Source organism: Desulfosediminicola sp., assembly GCF_048381775.1.
Taxonomy (GTDB): domain Bacteria; phylum Desulfobacterota; class Desulfobulbia; order Desulfobulbales; family Desulfocapsaceae; genus Desulfopila; species Desulfopila ganghwensis.
On sequence record NZ_JBLXGE010000008.1, the window covers coordinates 88,633 to 105,953 of the forward strand.

Consider the following 17,321-nt stretch of genomic DNA (forward strand, 5'->3'; position numbering starts at 1 on the left):
ATCAGTACAGATACAGCCCCGGTTACAGTTCAGGATTGGTACATAGGTCGTCAAAACTCACAATAACAGGAGGTGGATATGGAACTGAGCACAAAGAAGGTGGCGATACTGATTGAGGATATGTTCAATATCTACGAGTTCTGGTACCCGTATTACCGGCTGAAAGAGGCGGGAGTTGAGGTTGTTGTGGTTGGTTCCGGCAGAAAGAAGAGCTTTACCGGTAAGCCTGCCACGGAGATAAAAGCGGATGTGGCGGCGGTCGATGTCTCGGCTGATGAGTTTGACGGAGTGGTCATCCCGGGTGGTTATGCACCGGACATGATGCGGCGTTATCCTGCCATGGTGAAGCTGGTGGCAGATGCGGTTAATGCAGACAAGATGGTGGCCTCTATCTGTCACGCGGGCTGGATGCTCTGTTCGGCGAAGGTACTGCAGGGCAGAAAGGTCACCTCCTATTTCGCCATTAAAGACGATATGATCCACGCCGGCGCCGATTGGGTGGATGAGGCGGTAGTTATTGATGGCAAACTGGTCACCAGCAGAACGCCGGATGACCTGCCGGTTTTTCTGCCGGCCATACTGGAGGTGCTGTCCCGATAACTTCTGGAGTTTTAGATTCTTTCTGTTGGTGTGAGCTGGGAGTGGGCCGACTGTTCTCTTCCGAACACGCCGGCTGTCAGTATTCTGTCAGCCGGCGTGGTGCATGAAAAAACCCGTATCAGAGGCTTTCGTCTCTGTTGCAGTCCTTGGAATAGATGTATTCCATGCGATCAAGGCCGGTGCCGTAGCAGGCCTGTTTGCAAAACGGGGCAAACCAGATGAAGTCTTCTGCCTGGACGGGTATCCAGGTCTCATCGAGGAGGTAGAGGCCCTGGCCGGTGTAGATATAGGCCCCGTGTTCCTGTACGTGGGTTTCCACGAAAGGATGGCATCCGCCGGGCAAAAATGCCAGGGTGTGGAAGTTCATATCGAAGCTTTCATCGGTCGGCAGCAGATCGCGCACCAGGACGTTTTCCATATCGTCATAATTGCTTTCATTGATCCTGTGGATGTTGCCTGTCACCGTCCAGGGGAGTTTCACTTCCGGGTCCGGATGGGGGGTGAAGCGCTGCTTGTAGAGCAGAATACGAACCTCGCCGTCACCTTTTGACTTAAAGTGAATCCCTGCTCCCGGAGGGGAGTAAATGTATCCGCCTGCGGTGAGGGTCTCGGTGGTATCGCCCGATTTGACCTCAAGGCCGCCCATGCCATCGAGTACGAAGAGCAGGGTCTCGACGCCTTCTTCAGCCCCGTAGGCCATGGTCGTCTCGCCTGTGGTGCTGACCGTGCCGATCATCTGTACGAAGCTTGCGCCAAGTTTTGGCGAAGCGAGTATGGTCATCCGGCAGTCCCTGATTCCGGGAATGACGTTGATTACTCGGCCTTCGGGGCTAATGACAGCGTACTTGCCCGGCTCCAGAACCGATCTGTTTTTTAGTAATCCCTTAGGGTATCCCATTTATTTTCTCCAAAAATCACTTACCGAATTTCTCGCGCCATATTTCGCCTGTCTGCTCCATGTCTGATTCTGCACAGGTGCGGCGCATTCTGTGTAGTGTCGGCATGCCGAGGGAGAATTCCTGCAGCCAGTTTCTGGCGAAAATGCCATTTTCGGTTTCCTCGAAGATTTTCTCCATCTCTTCTTCATTAATAACCCGGGGGCCACTGTGACGCACGGCAAATTCACAGGTTCTGCTGGCGCGTGAGGTGAGGTAGGGCTCGATGCCGACTTCGTCGATATCATCGATGATAGAGCGAATGGAGCGGATGGCTTTGGCATAGGCAAAGGAGCGCGGGTAACCATTCTTGACCATGATATTGTACATGGTGCGCATCAGGTGGATGGTGCCACCGTAGAGTACCTGCTCTTCATAGTTGTCGCCTTCAGTTTCATTCTGGAAGGTCATAACCACTACGCCGACCCTGGTGGAGCCAACCGCCTTGGCGATGGCAAGGGCGGTTTCCTGGGCCTGGCCGCTGATGTTCTGGTCGACAGCGACACAGCCCCAGATGCCTGAGCCGTCTTTGTACTTCTGGCGGGTGACCGGGCCAGGGCCATTTGGGACAAAGAGTACTACGTCCACATCCTTGGGTGGCTTGATTGTGCCATAAAGTACCGCAAAACCGTGGGCGAAACTGAGGGTCTGGCCAGGGCGAAGGTGGGCGTGGATCGATTCGTAATAGACTGATGGCTGGGCCGGGTCCTGCAACAGGATGTGTACCACGTCGGCTTTTTGAACTGCCTCTTCGATGGAGTAGACTTCAAAGCCATCGGCTTCAGCTTTGTCCCAGCTTGAATGGCGATGGCGATCTCCAGCCCCGACGATTACCTTGATACCGCTTTCACGCATATTCATGCTCTGGGCGCGCCCCTGACTGCCGTAGCCGATAACGGCCACAACCTTGTCGGTAAGCAGTTCAAGGTTCACATCTTCATCACGATATATTTTTTCAAAATTTGCAGCGTTCATTTCGACCTCATTTTTTATGCTTTTTGTGCTGTTGTGTTGATGGAGTCAACCGGCATCCATGTTGCTCCAGTATGGATGCCGGTGAGTGTAGTCGTGGAACAGGTTCCACAGAGTCTCGTGCTCATTGGTGTTTTAAGCGAGCTCTTCTGTGGAGTTGCCGGTTTGCATAATCGCAGCCAGCAGTACATCGGTGCCTGCAGCGCAATCCTGCCATGAGGTGTTCTCAATCTCGGCATGGCTTCTGCCGTCAATAGAAGGAACAAATATCATGGCACTGGGCGTTTGCTGGTTGATGTAAATCGTGTCGTGGGAGGCGCCGGAAACCATATCGAGGGATTCCAGGCCGAGTTTGGCGGCGCTGTCATGGACGAGTTTGACCAGTTCAGGGTGAAACGGGGCCCGCTCAACTTCCCACAATTTGTTGATGGTAACTGTGCATCCGGCACTTTCGGCAATTTCGGCAAGGGCAGTTTCAACCTCGGTACATACCCGGTCGGTCTCATCTTCTTCCCAGCCCCGGATGTCGATGGTGAAATGTACTTTTCCGGCAATGACGTTTCGGGAGTTGGGGATGGGATGTACTTCGCCAACGGAGGCGACAACTTCATCGGCGTTACGACCGGCTTCGAAAATTCTGGCATTCATCAGGGCGAAACAGTAGAGGGCATCCTGTCGTGAGTCCATCGGGGTTGGGCCGACATGGTTGGTGACACCAGTTACTTCGATATCGTACCAGCGCAGGCAGACGATGCCTTTGGGAACTCCGATGGAGATACCTTTTTGCTCCAGCACCGGGCCCTGTTCGATATGGCATTCAAAATTGGCATGGATCGGACCGGGCTCAAAAGGTTCGGTACCTTTGTAGCCAATGCGCTCCAGTTCGTCACCAAGTCGCTTGCCTTCAAGGTCGGTGAGATCGTGCATTCTGGCAAGTGGCAGTTTGCCTGCGAAATATCCTGAGCCTGTGGTGCCGGGGGTGAATCTGCTGCCTTCCTCGTTGGTCCAGTTCACGACGATCAGGTCACGCTCAAGCTGGATACCGGCGTCTTTTAAGGCGCACATTACCTCGAGGCCGGCAATGATGCCGAGAATGCCGTCGAAGCGTCCGCCCTGGGGCTGGGAGTCGCAATGGGAGCCGGTCATGATCGGCGGCAGTGAGCGCTGCTTGCCCGCCAGAGTGAAGAACATGTTACCCATCGGGTCGATATGTGTGGCAGCACCGGCCGCTTCAAACCACTGTTTGAGCTGGTTTCGGGCATCGCGGTCCTCGTCGGTGAGCGCGAGTCGCGTCACTCCGCCTCTGTCGGTTGCACCGAAGCGGGCGATTTCTGTCATGAATTGTTCTAAACGTGTTGGATTGCAGCGTATCATACTCTTTCGTCTGGTTAATTTTTGCGGGGTTTGAAAATTGTTACGGTGAGTCGGCGTGTATAAAATTCGCCGCTGCTCAGCTCACGGCACCGATAAAGGCGGCCAGCTCCGGGGTGGCCGGGTTGTTGAACAGTTCCTTGGGCGGACCGGCCTCGTGGACCCGTCCTTCATGCATGAAGATGAGCTTGTCGCCAACTTCGCGGGCAAAACGCATTTCATGGGTAACCATGATCAGTGTCATGCCGTCGCTGGCAAGTTTTCGTACGACCTCAAGCACTTCGCCGACCAGTTCAGGGTCGAGTGCTGAAGTGATTTCGTCGCAGAGCAGGACTTTGGGCTGCATGGCCAGCGATCTGGCTATCGCCACGCGCTGCTGCTGACCGCCTGAGAGTTGATCAGGGTAGGAATGGAATTTCTCAGCAAGACCAACCCGGTCCAGCATCTCTTCGGCTAGCGTTACTGCCTGCCTTGGATCAATTTTTTTTACCTGTACCGGTGAGAGCATGATGTTTTCTCCAACGGTGAGGTGGGGGAAGAGGTTGAATTGCTGAAAAACCATGCCCACCTTGAGGCGCAACGGCCGCAGGTCTTTTTCCAGGCCTGTGATGAGTTGGCCATCAACAAAGAGAGCCCCGCCATCGAGTTCTTCAAGGCCGTTCAAAATACGGAGGAAGGTGCTTTTTCCCGACCCGCTTCTACCGATAATAGCGACGACCTCGCCTTCGTTGACGGTAAGATCAACACCTTTGAGTACTTCCAGGTCGCCAAAATTTTTATGTATATCTTTGCTGATGATTAACGACATCCGATGCTCCTTTCGATATGTCTGGAATACACGGAAAGTGGAAAACAGAGCATGAAATAGCCCACGGCCACCAGTGAATAGACCAGTAGGGGCTGGAAGGTGGCGTTGGCGATCATGGAACCTGTTTTGGTGATTTCCATAAAGCCGATGATTGAAGTGACAGCGGTTCCTTTAACCACCTGCACGGAAAAACCGACAGTGGGCGGAATGGAAATGCGTAAGGCCTGGGGCAGAATGACAAACCGCATCTGCTGGTATCTCGACATGGCCAGGCTGTCGGCTGCTTCCCATTGCCCTGTTGTGATTGATTCAACAGAGCCTCTCCATATTTCGGCAAGATAGGCACTGGTAAAAAGGGTCAGCCCGATGGTTGCCGCCAGCAGGGGGGAGATGTCTGAGCCGAGCAGGCCAATACCGAAAAAGATGAGAAAGAGCTGCATGAGCAGCGGTGTTCCCTGGAAAAACTCAATATAGGCCTTGGACAAAATACGGAGAAATTTGTTGTCTGAGATTCGTGCAAGCAGGGTGAGGAGTCCGACTATTCCACCAAGAACAAAGGCGATGAGGGAGAGCCCTGCCGTCCAGCCGAGACCGAGCAGCAGATGTTTGACAATGAGTGTTATGGGGAAATCAATCACGCTGGCCTCCGGTCAATGAAGGTGTTACCGATGAAATGTAAGAATTTTCGGATCAATATGGCCAGAATCAGGTACATGATGGTGCTGCAGAGGTAAATCTCAAAGGCCCGGAAGGTCATGGACTGAAGGAGGTTGGCGGAATAGGTGAGTTCCATTGCAGCAACCTGCGAACAGACCGATGAACCAAGCATGACGATGATGATCTGACTGCACAGTGCCGGCCAGACCGTTTTGAGCGCCGGTTTGAGCACGATAAAGCGAAAGGTCTGGTATTTACTGAGGGCAAGCGCTTTGGCGGCCTCTATCTGGCCGCTTGGGATAGCAAGGATTCCGGAACGTATGATTTCTGTTGAGTAGGCTCCGAGGTTAAGAGCCATGGCTATAAATGACGCTTCCCAGCCGCTGAGTTTAATGCCGAGTGCTGGCAGTCCGAAAAAGATGAAGTAGAGCTGAACGAGAAACGGGGTGTTACGGATGGATTCTACATAGATGGAGAAAATATGCTGAAGCAGGGGGAGTTTCCAGCCCCTTGAAACTGCCCCGAGAATACCGGTAGCCACGCCGACCAGTGATCCGAGAAAAGTGAGGAGCAAGGTCATTCCGGCTCCCTGGAGCAGCGGAAGCCAATTGGTGAAAACGGGCTCGAATGAAAATTGATAGGTCATGGTCGTCGTCCTGAATGGGGGAAGAGACCGGCCGGGCTACAGCCGGTCTCAATTCGTTTTACAGATCCGTAGGGAGTTCGTTATGGAGCCATTTCTCGGAGATAACATTCAGGGAACCGTCAGTTTTGGCAGCAGCAATGATGCCGTTAACTGCGGCCATGAGGCTTGGCTGCTCTTTGCCAATGCCCACATAGCATGGAGAATTTTTCATGACGAATTTGGTTACCAGCATTTTGGCAGGGTTCTTCTCGTTAAGAGAAGCGGCGACAACATTGCCGGTAGCTGTCAGATCTACCTGACCCATCTTGTAAGCTGCAATAGTAGAGGCATTGTCTTCAAAGCGTTTTATCTCAAGTGAAGCTGGTGCGACTTTGGTCAGTTCGAGATCTTCGATGGATCCGCGGGTTACAGCGATTACTTTTCCGGCTAAGTCTTCAGGGCCGCTGACATCCAGAGATTTGAGACCGAACACACCGTTAAAAAATGGGGCGTAAGCGTCTGAGAAATCGATAACCTTCGCACGATCCGGATTTTTGCCAAGAGAAGAGATAATAATGTCGACCTTGCCGGTTGTGAGATATGGGATGCGGTTGGTGCTGGTTACCGGTACGAGTTTAATATCTACACCAAGTTTTTCGGCGATGAGTCTGGCGGTGTCTATATCATAGCCCGCCGGTTTCATGTCTGAACCAACCGAACCAAATGGCGGAAAATCCTGTGGTACAGCTACTTTAAGTACTCCGGCAGCCTTGATCGCAGTGAATTTGTCGTCGCTTGCCAGGGCAGGGCTGGTGATGAGAACGGCTGTGATAAATAGGGTGAGCAGGGTGAGAACGCCAGGCTTAATGCAGGTTTTCATGGAAGACTCCGATTGTGTGAGGTTTTGTGGTTGATGGCTGTGTTTTGTGTGGTGTGAATCTGGTCGGTCCGGACTGGTAGGGCCGGTTGGTCTGTTATGCACAAAATGGTGTAAAAAAAAGAAACTGTCAAGGAGATAATTTCCAATTATGTTGTAAAAATAGATTGTTACAAAAACGTAAGCATGTGGACTTGTGCTTTAAGTTGCTGATTGTGTGGGGCTTGAGGTGTGTGGAGAGGAGAACGATTGAGTAAGGCCAGAAAATACTATTACAAAAATGGAAAAAATAAAAGTGGACAGGATGTTGTGACTGTGTTTTTATGGGTCAATGTGGTCGGACCGGTTTGTGTTTTGTGTGTATTTTTGTTAGATATATTTCTTTAGTTGTGGTGAATGGTTTTTGTGAGTTGGTCGGGATACGTTGTCTGGATGTTGAGTCTGTTGATCGGTCTGGGCTAGTGGGTCTGTGTGGTGAGATGCAGTGGGTGAACGGAAGCACAATGAAGAGAAATACCAATCAGCGTGATGAAATGCAAAAATCAAAAAGCCATAAAGCAGTTGAAGCAATCCGTGAAATGATAGCCAGCCATGGTTGGTCGGAGGGGACAAAATTGCCGTCCCAGCGCGATCTTTCATTGGCGCTGGGATTCAGTCGTTCGACGATCCGTGAAGCGATAGCCACCATGGAGGCTGGCGGGCAACTGATTATAGAGCCGTCCAGAGGGGTGTTTCTGAGCAGGCATGATCAGATAAAAATGGTTCACTCTCCTAAAGCGGAGTCGCTGCCGAAAGCGCAGTGGCTCGGGTTGGCAGGTCGGGAAACGCAGATGTACCAGTTCCGGCTCATGGTGGAACCTTCAGTGGCTGGATTGGTAGCGCAAAATGCCACCGATGTACAGTTGCGTGATTTACAGATCATGGTTGAGTCGATGGCCCAGGCTATGCAAGAGGGAAAGCTGGAGCAGTTCTCAGGGCTGGACTTCAATTTCCATGGGCAGATGCTCGAGGCGGCAAATAACTGTTTTTTTAATCTTTCGATCTCGCCGTTTCTCGATCTTTTCCATGAAAGCCAGAAGCTTCCTTTTCGTGCCAGTGAAGATCTTGGCGAAACCCTTGTGGAGCATGAGCGGATCATGGATGCGCTCTGGCGGCGGAGCCCGGAGGATGCATCTATCGCTATGCGGCAGCACGTAGAAGGGGTTGCGGCCAGAGCTGGTGTTGTGATACCGGGTAATAGTCGTTAAACGGTAGGATTCAGCTCAAGGTTTATGAGGGGTTGAGGAGAAAGGAGGGAGGGGTGAAACTACATCATGGCCGGTTTTCCCATTGCAGATTGATCTCAATGCTTATCCGTACAGCCCTGGTTTCCGAAAGGAGCGGCGGCAGTCACAAGTGGTGCTGGCTTTTCCTAATTTTTAACGGTTTCCTCCATTGCTGAAGCTGACAGTTCTGTTATAGAACGGGGCAATTCCTTTTTGACCTTCACACCCATTTCGGTCAGTTGCTGTGCCTGACTGACCAGGTTGCCGCGGCCCTGACAGAGCTTGTTCATGGCGCTGTCATGGGTATGGCGGCAGCTGTCCAGTTGTTTGCCGATTTTCTCCATGTCTTCCACAAAGCCCCGGAACTTATCGTAGAGGCTGCCGGCTTTTCTGGCGATCTCCTGCGAGTTGCGGCTCTGGTGTTCATAGCGCCAGATGTTTTCTATGGTACGCAGGGTGGCCAGGAGAGTAGTGGGAGTGACAATGATGATCTTCTGCTTAAACGCCTCGGTGTAGAGGTTGTCATCGTGCTGGAAGGCGGCCACATAGGCGGCCTCCACCGGCATGAACATCAGTACGAAATCGAGGGAGCGCACTCCTTTAAGCTCTTCATACTTTTTACTGCCAAGCGTCTGGATATGGTTGCGAATGGCAACCGCCAGCTCTGCCATGGCGGTGGTCTGCTCGCTGCTGTCTTCCGAGGCGCAGTAGCGCTCCCAGGCCGAGAGGGAAACCTTGGAGTCGACGATGATATCCTTCTCATCCGGCAGATGGATGATCACATCCGGCTTGAACAGTTTGTTGCCCTCGTCCCGATAGCCGCGCTGGGTCTCGTACTCCACACCACGCCTGAGGCCGGACTGTTCCAGCACCCGCTCCAGAATCAGCTCTCCCCAGTTGCCCTGCAGCTTTTTATCACCTTTCAGGGCGCGGGTGAGATTGGTGGTCTCCTCGCTCATCTGTCTGTTCAGCTCCTGCAGTTGCTGCAGTTCTGTTTTGAGCGTAGCCCGCTCACGGGTATCGTTTAAATAGGTCTTCTGAATTTCACTTTTGAGTGAATCGAGCTGCAGATGGAAGGGCTTGAGCATCGACTCCAGCCGCTCTTTCGACTGGCTGGTAAAGGTGGAGTTTTTCTCTTCGAAAATCTCCTGGGCCAGCGAGGCAAACTGCAGCCGTAACTCTTTGCGGGCATCTTCGAGCAGTGTCAGTTTTTCTGAAGAATTCCTTCGTTCGTTCCGAATGAGCGCGATCATCCGCGCTTCACGGATTTTTTGTCTGGTGGTGAGCTTTTCTAATTCCTCAACATGGGTGTTTGTTTGGTGGAGTTCTTTCTGGGTGCTGAAATATTTATCACGCAGATACCTGGTATTGTTTCGTGAGAGGATAAGCACCACCAAAAGTACCAGGGCCGGAAAGAGAATAAGCAGAATCAGGATGAGAACCAACAGTGGAGCACTGGCAAGTAGCTGAGAAAGTTCTTGAAGTTGGGACGAAAGGGATTGAGTCATTGAGCTTGTGAGTATGGTTGGTTAATGCGAGTCGACAGGAGAAGGTATACAATTACCGGAAAACGAATGGAGATGTAACCTGTCATTTTTGATAAGCTTTTGCATAACAGGAACATAAAGGTTCAGGGATGGCAAGCAGGAAGTGGTTGCAGAAACGTGTTCTAATGAAGAAACGCATGGGACGGGCAAGAGAGTTGATAGATGCTTGATTGTTTGAAATGACGACTGTTTTTCGTTATATCTCTATGCTCTTATTGAATATATCAGCGCTCTATTCAGCATAGGCGCAAGCGGCGAAATCCAATGAAAGGTTCAGGGAATTTCCATGAAGAAAGGCATACTGGCAATCGTTCTGGTAATGGCCGGTTGGCTCGGCTACACCTTTATCGGCGGAGATGATGACTATAAAATTATAAATATACCCGTTTCCGTATCCCGCATTGTCTGCTTTGGCGATAGTTTGACCGCCGGAGTCGGTGCTTCAAAAGGTCGTGATTATCCTGCCCGCCTGGCAGAGATGACCGGGATTGAAGTGATTAATTCCGGAGTGCCGGGGGATACAACTGCGGATGGCCTTGCTCGCCTGCAGCACGATGTGCTGGATTTAGAACCCGGTGTGGTGTTGATCACCCTGGGTGGCAATGATCTGAGAAAGCGGGTCGATATTGTCACCGTAGAAGCACATCTGACCTCTATTGTTGTGGAGATTCAAGGCACTGGGGCAATGGTGGTTCTTGGTGGGTTGCAGATACCACTTTACGGCAGGGAGTTTTCGACGATGTACGAATCCGTCGCCAGAAAGACCGGCGCGGTGCTCATCCCCAATATCTTCAAAGGAATTTTCAGTGATAGAAATCTGATGAGCGACTCGATTCATCCTAATGATGGCGGTTACGAGATTATGACCGGCTATTTTTATGAGGCGTTGCAGCCGTATCTTGACTTCGGCGGGGAATTTTGAATTGACCTGAATTGAGACAGGGGAGGGGGCGTACCTGATTTGAGGCTTCGGAAATAGAGCATGCCTGACGATAGTTCTACCGCATGAAATGCTGATGAGGATGAAAGCGCTGGAGATGCTTGATGCCATTATTGGGTCGATCGGCAAAGGCGAACTGGTATGCAGAAAGAAGCAAGCTGTCCGTAAACCGCGTTGGAAAGCGTACAGCAAAGGTCTTGAAAGACAGGTTGAAATACAACAAAACAGATGAGTTATTCCGTGATGAAGAAAATTATATTTTTCGTCTTACTGGCGGTTTCTCCGGTATATGCCGACGGATATGAGGTGCTACCGGAATCTGAGGCACACATGATACTCAATCAATGCTCCAGGGAAGTGCCGGTGATTGAAGGAACCTGGATGCCGCCATTGTCGGTAATAGAGGAGCTTGAGGCAAACCTCTACAAACTACAGGAATTGGAAGCTGTTGCTTGTTGCGGATATGGCAGGCTGGAGAAGAATCTGAACGAGTATTTTCGTCAATATACGGGAATAATCACGGGCGGTGAACGGTTGGTCTATATAAATGGCATGCCAGCCGACAGACAAAAGTCACAACCGGTTACCGTAACAGTCTGTGACGGCGGGAAAAATTATTGGGGCGCGGTGTATGACCCGAAGATGAAAGAGTTTGACAAGCTTGCCTTCAATGGAGAAATCTAAGATTTTGTTGGCGCAGTGCATTTTTTGTCACAAAATAAGGTATTGAGAGAAAATTAAGCGGAGCCATATGGTTACTATCGAAGTCTCACAAGGTTCGCTTATCTGCATGCATTAATTTTCTCATGAGCGTCGAGCTTGGGGAAAAAGGCATAGTCCAGCCAGAACAGCCTCTGCAGATGCAATGCCTTGATAGTCATGGCGTGTTGAATCGACTGTATAGATTGCCTATGTGACACGGTATGAATGGTGATAATGCGAGGGATTATTTTTCCGGGTTGTTGCTGCCGTACTTTGGTTCAACTGGGGGATGTTGAGGTGGCTCTCTTGCCAATAATTTCCGGTGCTAAAGGGATTGAAACGGCACCAGCCGCATCAGGCCGGCGAAAATGAACAGGGCTGAGGCGAGAACGAGTATTATACCGGCCAGGCATGGTCGTCGTTTGCGTACAAGGGTATTATCGGTTTCAGGAGTTGCAGCATGATTTTCCTGCTGAACCAAAGGGTGGTTGATGTATTCACCGAAGCCGTACGAAAATATACCGGTGGCGATAAGGAGTGCGGCGCTGCGTATCTCTGCTGTCAACACCAGAACGAATGACTCAATGACGATCATAATGGCGATGGTCATTGCCACGACGGCAAGGTAGTAAAGTGGTGGATTCCGTTTCATGTTGTCCCCCAGCTTTTGTTGTCTTTCCTTAACAGGAACAAAAAGTACGGGTTATGGCAAGCAGTAAGTTCTTCGTATAGCAGAATGAAATAGAGGTGCTGAGCGCTTTTGTTTGGAGGCATTCTTTGTTGTCCGACCTCGTTCATACGGCATGTCACCAGGCCGATCCGGTTGATTCATCAAGTTTTGCAATAATTACTGTCATATCAACGATGAAATTCATTGTGTTTGTGAAGTGTGAGTGAGATTCAAAACCAGCATTCAGGATTTCCTGGGAAGAGCAGGCGGCTTTTCACGCGTAATGGCTTTGACGCGACTGCTCCGGAACAATTCTCCTTCAATACTATGCCGGCAAATTCCATTGCCCGACCTCTCAATTCGTAGATATCGAAACCAAATTGCTCGATTCCTGATGATACAGAGTCAATGCTGATTTTTTCCGAGCTGTCATATCAAGAGCAAGGAAAACCAGCCTATTACTGTTTGTTGCTTTAGAACTTTCAATGTTGTCGATCATACCTTCCGCTAGATGTAAAACTGCGATTACTGCAAGAAGAGTACTGTGCGTGGTGGGAGAGAAGCATCTTGTGCGGCTCCAGAGATGCTTCTCCCATACCTGTGGTTTGTAAAAAAAGGCGATTATAAAACGTGACTTTCCAGCAGGGGTAGAGTCGTTACCTGAGCCAATCCAGCGTGGCTTCCCGGTAACGACAATTTTTTGCCGACTGGAGTGAAGAACTAAAGTTTATAGTCTTGTAGTTTTCATTTGTTGCTGAATGTATTGAGCTGATTACATATGCTTCAGGATACTATTGTCTTTTGTTCAGTACGCAGCTGTTGGGTTCACTGAGCCAGCACCTGTTGCAGGAGACACATTTCGGTTTGTGCTCTCGATTATCCTGCCATTGGTTGATCAGGTCCGGTTCTGAGAGCAGAGGCCGTGCAATGGAGAAATATTGAATTTTCGTAGAGTTCAGTAACCCTTCCATCAACTCGACACTACGATTACCACCCATAAGAACTACCGGGGCTGTTACCGATTCGGCAATTTTCGCCGTTGCATCGCGAAAATATGATTCCTTGTCTCTGGTTGTCAGTTTGGTCCAGGCCGGAGTCAGGCCCTTGCCGGAAGATTCGTTGGTCGCGCTCACTTCGAACAGGTCCATACCGAGTTCATCAAGCCGTTTGAATACTTCACCGGCGTCTTCAGGGGTAAGCCCTTCCCCTTCGTCCATGAAGTCATTGAAATTGAGCTTGATCATGACCGGAAAGTCTTTGCCGACACGGCCGCGGATTTCTTGGTAGACTTCATAGATGATTCGGGCCCGATTGTGGATATCGCCGTTATATTCATCAGTGCGTCTGTTGTAGTACGGGGTCAGGAACATGGAGAGGAAATATCCATGGGCCGCATGGATCTGTACTCCGTCAAACCCTGCCTTTTTTACCCGTTCTGCGGCATCACCGAACAATTTGACAATGCGTTTGATATCCTCTTTGGTCGCCGCTTTGGGGCTAAGTCCCGTCACTCTGTTGTGTACCGCGGATGGCGCCAGTATATTCATCGAGGCGGCATCGGGATGGTGGGACTGGGAACCCCCAAAAACGATCTGCATGGCGATCTTACTGTCGTGTGCATGAACTTTGGTAGTTAAATGCCTGTACGCTTCAATAAAAGAGTCATCGTAGATCCCCTTCATTCTCGGGTTTGGTTGCTCCTCTTTTGAGATATGGGCATATCCGGTCAGGATTAGACCGACACCTCCCCTGGCCAGTGTCTCATAGGTGTCGACAATGAAATCGTTTATATGCCCATCCTGTTCAGCTCCTTTCAGCCATAATGCGGAACGGATAAAACGGTTTTTTACAGTCAGGGTGCCGATTTGTGCTTTTTCAAAAAGTTCCATGAAAATACTCCATCACAGTTTCAAGTTATTCCTGTTTATTAATCACTCAGAAGATCAGATAGGTAGCAGCAGATTTCCTTCACGCCCCTTTTCCAGGTCGCGTGAATTGAGAAGTTGTTGATCAATTGTTGCCAGGCCTTTTTTCAGGCGCGTCAGCATCGTCTGTCTGGCGCCGGGCAGCACTCCTTTGACGGGTACGACGTTTGATGTGTGCAACCCGTAGAACGTGCAGTTGTCTATGTTGAGGTGTTCGAGAAATTCGATCTCTTCCTCGAGGTTTTGCCTGATGGTGTTTTCGATGAACCCGCCACGCATTTTCTCCTCGTACAGTTCGCTGCCGGGATCAACATGGAGGTTGGCGATAAAGACCAGATTCGGCTTTGTCTCGTTAACCAGGGCGGCGTTGGCGCGGCCGTTTTCAATGTGAAGTTCGGTTCCGGCACCGCCAATGATGAAATTCAGGCTGAAATCAAATCCTGCCTGTTTAAGCCGGGCAAGCTGGTCCTTGGCGGTGGCGAGATCATATCCTTTGTTGAATCGCTCCATCATGCCGGGGAGACCTGATTCCACACCGATATTGAGATCGTTGAATTTCAGATCACGCAACTCTCTTAATTCCTCATCCGTTTTATTGATCACGTTGAGGATGGAGGCGTACATGGCGATCGTCTTTACTTCAGGTAGAATCTCGTTGATCTTCCCACCGATTGTTTTCAACCGTGGTGCGCTGAGGGCAAATGGGTCGGCGTTGACGAGAAAAATTCGTTCCACGTTAGGGATGGCTTCCCGTGCTTCACGCAGGTCCTTTTCGATCTGCTCAAGGCTTTCCATGTGAAAACTAACCTGGCGATACATAGTACAGAAACCGCATTTGTTGTGGCTGCATCCCACCGTGACCTGCAGCAGTAGTGAGTCTGCCTCGAAAGGCGGACGGAAAACGGGTTGGCTATATTTCATTCTGGTCTCCCTGTTGGTTCATGCAGGTCTTGTAATGTCATTTGAGGTGGAGTGACGGCATTGCCATTCACAGTGGCCGACGTGCTTCCAGTTGACATAATGCAGCAGGGTGAGCAATTATTCAAATAGGACAAATAATAGATATAGATCATTTCAATAATAGGTAGAGTGATGCTCAATCTCGAATGGCTCAGAACTTTCAAGACAATCTATGAAAAAGGCAGCCTCACCGCTGCGGCGGAAACGCTCTTCATCTCGCAGCCTGGGGCGAGCTTGCATCTGAGTTCACTGGAGAGTTATGTCGGCTACAAATTGTTTGAAAGGAGGCCGCGAAAGCTCATCCCGACTGAACGGGGGAAAATCCTTTATAACGCCATTGCCGACCCGATGATGCAGTTGCAGGAGGTGGAGACGAATTTTCAGAAAACCACCCGCGAAGATATCCCGACTGTAACTGTCGGTATGTGTTTTGAAACGTTTCAGAATAGTCTTGAGAAATATCTGCCTGAACTCGACTTTAACCTCATCGCAGAATTCGGTGATTACAGGGAGTTGCTAAGGAAATTGGCGCAAGGTGTGGTCGATTTTGTGGTAACGCCGCAAAAACAGGATGAGAGGGGAGTGGTTTACCATCCGTTTTCACAGGAGAATATAGTGCTTGCCGCAGGCAGGGGGACAGACACAAGTGGTTTCTATGCGGCCATGGAAAGTGCCGACAACCAGGTGCTGATCAGCTGGCTGAAAACTCAGACATGGTATGGTATCGCCGGAGACAACGAGCATCTCCTCAACTTCTGGAAGCTCAACTTTGGCAGCCACCCGGACTTTCGGCCCAATTATATCGTCCCCAATTTTCATTCAATAATCAGAAACCTCAGGGTCTCCCCAGGCCTGGCAGTCATCCCTGATTTCCTTTGCAAAAAGGAACTGGACGATAACACCATCGCCTTGCTTTGGCGAGGCTTCTCACCACTGAGGAACACCTTCTACTTTGCCAGCCGAAAGGAGACACTTCATCTGGAGCGGATCAGGCAGATCGAGGCGTATCTTGAGCAGGAAATGCCCGCTCTGGAACCATAACGTCTTTCCCGGGCAGTTTCAGTTGCCATTATTGAAATGATCCAATATGTGTTTTCTATTATCTGGATAGTGTAATTTTGCCCATGACATACCTGCCTGCTTTCCGCTTGTCATGCGCAGGGTATGCCCATCGATTTGCAGTTGTAGGCTGGTATTTCGTGGCTGCTGTTATGGTAGATAGGTACTCCAGAGCCAGGAAAGGGGCATAGCCAGAATCAGGGCCGGGAGCATGTTGACCACCGGGAACTGCTTGATGCCGGAGATACGAAGGCCGGTAGCCAGCATAATCATGCCACCGCAGGCGGAAAAGTCTGCCAGCATCTCCGGTGTGATCAATGGCATAACCAGCGAAGCGCTGAAAAAGAGTACTGACTGCACCACAAATTGCGGAAGTACGAGCACGCCCACCGTCAACCCCAGTGACGATGCGAAGATGATCGCGGTGAAAAAATCCAGGATGGATTTGACAATAAGCAGGGTCGGATCTCCGGACATGCCTTCACTCATGGCACCGTAGATGCCGGTACCGCTGACGCAAAAGAGTACGGCCAGTGCGACGAATTTATCCAGAAATTCATCCTGACTTATCCCTTCGGCAGGTGTGGTGAATTTTTCTATCACTTTTTTCGATCGGCTGGCCAGTTTCTGTATAGCCCTTTCCAACTCTACCAATTCACCGAAGACCGAGCCAAGCACCAGTGCCAGAACCACTGGGGCGAGCAATTGGACTTTTACGATCATGGCAACACCAAGCCCAAGGGCGGCGCAGCCGAAGGTCATTGGCATGTGGGCTTTGAAATTGTGACTGAGCCTGGGGCCGAGAATCGCGCCTATGACACTTCCTGTTAATAATGCTGCACCGTTGATATAAGGACCTATCATTACTTTTCCTAAAGTGAGACCATGCGTGCACTGACACACGGAGAAGAGAATGTGTCATGACTGACCGGAGCAGACCATGACAGCTTGAGCAATTAAGAGGAACAGCAATGTGGGAACAACCTGTGATGAATCAGATATCTAAGGTGTTGCCAAACTCTGCAGGGGTTTTTCGATAAAAAATGGAGAGCTGTTTTTTTCTTATAGCTGCGAACAGAAGTTCGCTTTCTTCGGGTGTGAGCACCAGATCGACCTGTATGGGGCGATCCTCCAGATCGAAAAAATTTTCGGAGTGATAGCGGCCGTCACGTCCGAAACCTTCATGTCCTGATGAGAGGGTGGCACCGCGGATGCCGAGCTCTTTAGCTTTATCGATAATCCAGTGAGCCACCGATACCCCATCAAGCCCGCGGCTCTGTTGGGTAAAAAATGTAACTATATATCCTTCCATAAAAACCATCCTGTGTGTGTAGAAGTGAATGAGATGTGGAGATGTTGAGAAAACAGCACGATTGCCTCAGAGCTAAAATCATTTCCCAGAGGTGAC

At 50.4% G+C, this 17,321-nt stretch carries 19 protein-coding genes; 6 read left to right on the top strand and 13 right to left on the bottom strand.

The window, feature by feature from the left end:
• Positions 1–78 precede the first annotated feature (78 nt).
• Positions 79–600, top strand: a complete 522-nt coding sequence (locus tag ACN5NT_RS14225) for a type 1 glutamine amidotransferase domain-containing protein (protein ID WP_419175852.1) — start codon at positions 79–81, stop codon at positions 598–600.
• Between the two features lie 118 nt (positions 601–718).
• Here the strand turns inward: ACN5NT_RS14225 and allE are convergent, their stop codons facing one another.
• The 7 genes from allE to ACN5NT_RS14260 form a co-directional block, all read right to left on the bottom strand.
• On the bottom strand, positions 719–1,498 hold the full coding sequence (allE, locus tag ACN5NT_RS14230) for a (S)-ureidoglycine aminohydrolase (protein ID WP_419175853.1): 780 nt from the start codon (positions 1,496–1,498) through the stop codon (positions 719–721).
• 16 nt (positions 1,499–1,514) lie between these two features.
• On the bottom strand, positions 1,515–2,510 hold the full coding sequence (ilvC, locus tag ACN5NT_RS14235; RefSeq protein ID WP_419175854.1) for a ketol-acid reductoisomerase: 996 nt from the start codon (positions 2,508–2,510) through the stop codon (positions 1,515–1,517).
• Positions 2,511–2,642: 132 nt separating this feature from the next.
• Complete coding sequence (locus ACN5NT_RS14240) at positions 2,643–3,881, bottom strand: Zn-dependent hydrolase (RefSeq protein ID WP_419175855.1); 1,239 nt, start codon at positions 3,879–3,881, stop codon at positions 2,643–2,645.
• Positions 3,882–3,957: 76 nt separating this feature from the next.
• Positions 3,958–4,686, bottom strand: coding sequence for an amino acid ABC transporter ATP-binding protein (locus tag ACN5NT_RS14245; protein ID WP_419175856.1), 729 nt, complete (start codon positions 4,684–4,686; stop codon positions 3,958–3,960).
• On the bottom strand, positions 4,677–5,321 hold the full coding sequence (locus tag ACN5NT_RS14250) for an amino acid ABC transporter permease (RefSeq protein ID WP_136799619.1): 645 nt from the start codon (positions 5,319–5,321) through the stop codon (positions 4,677–4,679). Before ACN5NT_RS14250 ends, ACN5NT_RS14245 begins: the two co-directional genes overlap by 10 nt.
• The gene (locus ACN5NT_RS14255) at positions 5,321–5,989 is read right to left on the bottom strand and encodes an amino acid ABC transporter permease (protein ID WP_136799605.1); all 669 of its coding nucleotides are present in this window, start codon (positions 5,987–5,989) and stop codon (positions 5,321–5,323) included. Before ACN5NT_RS14255 ends, ACN5NT_RS14250 begins: the two co-directional genes overlap by 1 nt.
• 58 nt (positions 5,990–6,047) lie before the next feature.
• A complete protein-coding gene (locus ACN5NT_RS14260; protein ID WP_419175857.1) occupies positions 6,048–6,848 on the bottom strand; it encodes a transporter substrate-binding domain-containing protein in 801 nt (266 codons plus the stop codon).
• A gap of 500 nt (positions 6,849–7,348) precedes the next feature.
• Here ACN5NT_RS14260 and ACN5NT_RS14265 point away from each other — a divergent pair, with 500 nt between their 5' ends.
• Entirely contained in the window at positions 7,349–8,092 is a 744-nt protein-coding gene (locus ACN5NT_RS14265; protein WP_419175858.1) for a FadR/GntR family transcriptional regulator, read from the top strand.
• A 164-nt stretch (positions 8,093–8,256) separates the two neighbouring features.
• Here the strand turns inward: ACN5NT_RS14265 and ACN5NT_RS14270 are convergent, their stop codons facing one another.
• A complete protein-coding gene (locus ACN5NT_RS14270; protein WP_419175859.1) occupies positions 8,257–9,618 on the bottom strand; it encodes a DNA recombination protein RmuC in 1,362 nt (453 codons plus the stop codon).
• 325 nt (positions 9,619–9,943) lie between these two features.
• On the opposite strand from ACN5NT_RS14270, the gene ACN5NT_RS14275 reads away from it, so the two are divergent.
• From ACN5NT_RS14275 to ACN5NT_RS14285, 3 genes are all read left to right on the top strand, one after another.
• A complete protein-coding gene (locus tag ACN5NT_RS14275; protein ID WP_419175860.1) occupies positions 9,944–10,579 on the top strand; it encodes a GDSL-type esterase/lipase family protein in 636 nt (211 codons plus the stop codon).
• 94 nt (positions 10,580–10,673) lie between these two features.
• Positions 10,674–10,829 carry a hypothetical protein gene (locus tag ACN5NT_RS14280; RefSeq protein ID WP_419175861.1) on the top strand — a complete coding sequence of 52 codons (156 nt, stop codon included), beginning with the start codon at positions 10,674–10,676 and terminating at the stop codon, positions 10,827–10,829.
• A gap of 11 nt (positions 10,830–10,840) precedes the next feature.
• Complete coding sequence (locus ACN5NT_RS14285; RefSeq protein ID WP_419175862.1) at positions 10,841–11,281, top strand: hypothetical protein; 441 nt, start codon at positions 10,841–10,843, stop codon at positions 11,279–11,281.
• Between the two features lie 343 nt (positions 11,282–11,624).
• On the opposite strand, the gene ACN5NT_RS14290 is transcribed toward ACN5NT_RS14285, so the two are convergent.
• From ACN5NT_RS14290 to ACN5NT_RS14300, 3 genes are all read right to left on the bottom strand, one after another.
• On the bottom strand, positions 11,625–11,951 hold the full coding sequence (locus ACN5NT_RS14290) for a hypothetical protein (RefSeq protein ID WP_419175863.1): 327 nt from the start codon (positions 11,949–11,951) through the stop codon (positions 11,625–11,627).
• A gap of 809 nt (positions 11,952–12,760) precedes the next feature.
• A complete protein-coding gene (locus ACN5NT_RS14295; RefSeq protein WP_419175864.1) occupies positions 12,761–13,858 on the bottom strand; it encodes an NADH:flavin oxidoreductase in 1,098 nt (365 codons plus the stop codon).
• Positions 13,859–13,912: 54 nt separating this feature from the next.
• Entirely contained in the window at positions 13,913–14,815 is a 903-nt protein-coding gene (locus ACN5NT_RS14300) for a radical SAM protein (RefSeq protein WP_419175865.1), read from the bottom strand.
• A 171-nt stretch (positions 14,816–14,986) separates the two neighbouring features.
• Here ACN5NT_RS14300 and ACN5NT_RS14305 point away from each other — a divergent pair, with 171 nt between their 5' ends.
• Positions 14,987–15,895: a LysR family transcriptional regulator gene (locus ACN5NT_RS14305; protein ID WP_419175866.1), complete on the top strand. Its 909-nt coding sequence runs from the start codon at positions 14,987–14,989 to the stop codon at positions 15,893–15,895.
• 168 nt (positions 15,896–16,063) lie between these two features.
• Here ACN5NT_RS14305 and ACN5NT_RS14310 read toward each other — a convergent pair whose 3' ends face one another.
• Positions 16,064–16,777 (bottom strand): DUF554 domain-containing protein, encoded by a 714-nt coding sequence (locus tag ACN5NT_RS14310; protein ID WP_419175867.1) that lies wholly within the window; start codon positions 16,775–16,777, stop codon positions 16,064–16,066.
• 130 nt (positions 16,778–16,907) lie between these two features.
• On the bottom strand, positions 16,908–17,225 hold the full coding sequence (locus ACN5NT_RS14315; RefSeq protein ID WP_419175868.1) for a DUF190 domain-containing protein: 318 nt from the start codon (positions 17,223–17,225) through the stop codon (positions 16,908–16,910).
• Positions 17,226–17,321 lie beyond the last annotated feature (96 nt).

Coding starts and splice junctions, on each gene's coding strand:
- ACN5NT_RS14305 (WP_419175866.1), top strand. CDS start 14,987: ATGCTCAATCTCGAATGGCTCAGAACTTTCAAGACAATCTATGAAAAA.
- ACN5NT_RS14270 (WP_419175859.1), bottom strand. CDS start 9,618: ATGACTCAATCCCTTTCGTCCCAACTTCAAGAACTTTCTCAGCTACTT.
- ACN5NT_RS14255 (WP_136799605.1), bottom strand. CDS start 5,989: ATGACCTATCAATTTTCATTCGAGCCCGTTTTCACCAATTGGCTTCCG.
- ACN5NT_RS14245 (WP_419175856.1), bottom strand. CDS start 4,686: ATGTCGTTAATCATCAGCAAAGATATACATAAAAATTTTGGCGACCTG.
- ACN5NT_RS14285 (WP_419175862.1), top strand. CDS start 10,841: ATGAAGAAAATTATATTTTTCGTCTTACTGGCGGTTTCTCCGGTATAT.
- ACN5NT_RS14295 (WP_419175864.1), bottom strand. CDS start 13,858: ATGGAACTTTTTGAAAAAGCACAAATCGGCACCCTGACTGTAAAAAAC.
- ACN5NT_RS14310 (WP_419175867.1), bottom strand. CDS start 16,777: ATGATAGGTCCTTATATCAACGGTGCAGCATTATTAACAGGAAGTGTC.
- ACN5NT_RS14240 (WP_419175855.1), bottom strand. CDS start 3,881: ATGATACGCTGCAATCCAACACGTTTAGAACAATTCATGACAGAAATC.
- ACN5NT_RS14300 (WP_419175865.1), bottom strand. CDS start 14,815: ATGAAATATAGCCAACCCGTTTTCCGTCCGCCTTTCGAGGCAGACTCA.
- ACN5NT_RS14260 (WP_419175857.1), bottom strand. CDS start 6,848: ATGAAAACCTGCATTAAGCCTGGCGTTCTCACCCTGCTCACCCTATTT.
- ACN5NT_RS14275 (WP_419175860.1), top strand. CDS start 9,944: ATGAAGAAAGGCATACTGGCAATCGTTCTGGTAATGGCCGGTTGGCTC.
- ACN5NT_RS14290 (WP_419175863.1), bottom strand. CDS start 11,951: ATGAAACGGAATCCACCACTTTACTACCTTGCCGTCGTGGCAATGACC.
- allE (WP_419175853.1), bottom strand. CDS start 1,498: ATGGGATACCCTAAGGGATTACTAAAAAACAGATCGGTTCTGGAGCCG.
- ACN5NT_RS14315 (WP_419175868.1), bottom strand. CDS start 17,225: ATGGAAGGATATATAGTTACATTTTTTACCCAACAGAGCCGCGGGCTT.
- ilvC (WP_419175854.1), bottom strand. CDS start 2,510: ATGAACGCTGCAAATTTTGAAAAAATATATCGTGATGAAGATGTGAAC.
- ACN5NT_RS14225 (WP_419175852.1), top strand. CDS start 79: ATGGAACTGAGCACAAAGAAGGTGGCGATACTGATTGAGGATATGTTC.
- ACN5NT_RS14265 (WP_419175858.1), top strand. CDS start 7,349: ATGAAGAGAAATACCAATCAGCGTGATGAAATGCAAAAATCAAAAAGC.
- ACN5NT_RS14280 (WP_419175861.1), top strand. CDS start 10,674: ATGAGGATGAAAGCGCTGGAGATGCTTGATGCCATTATTGGGTCGATC.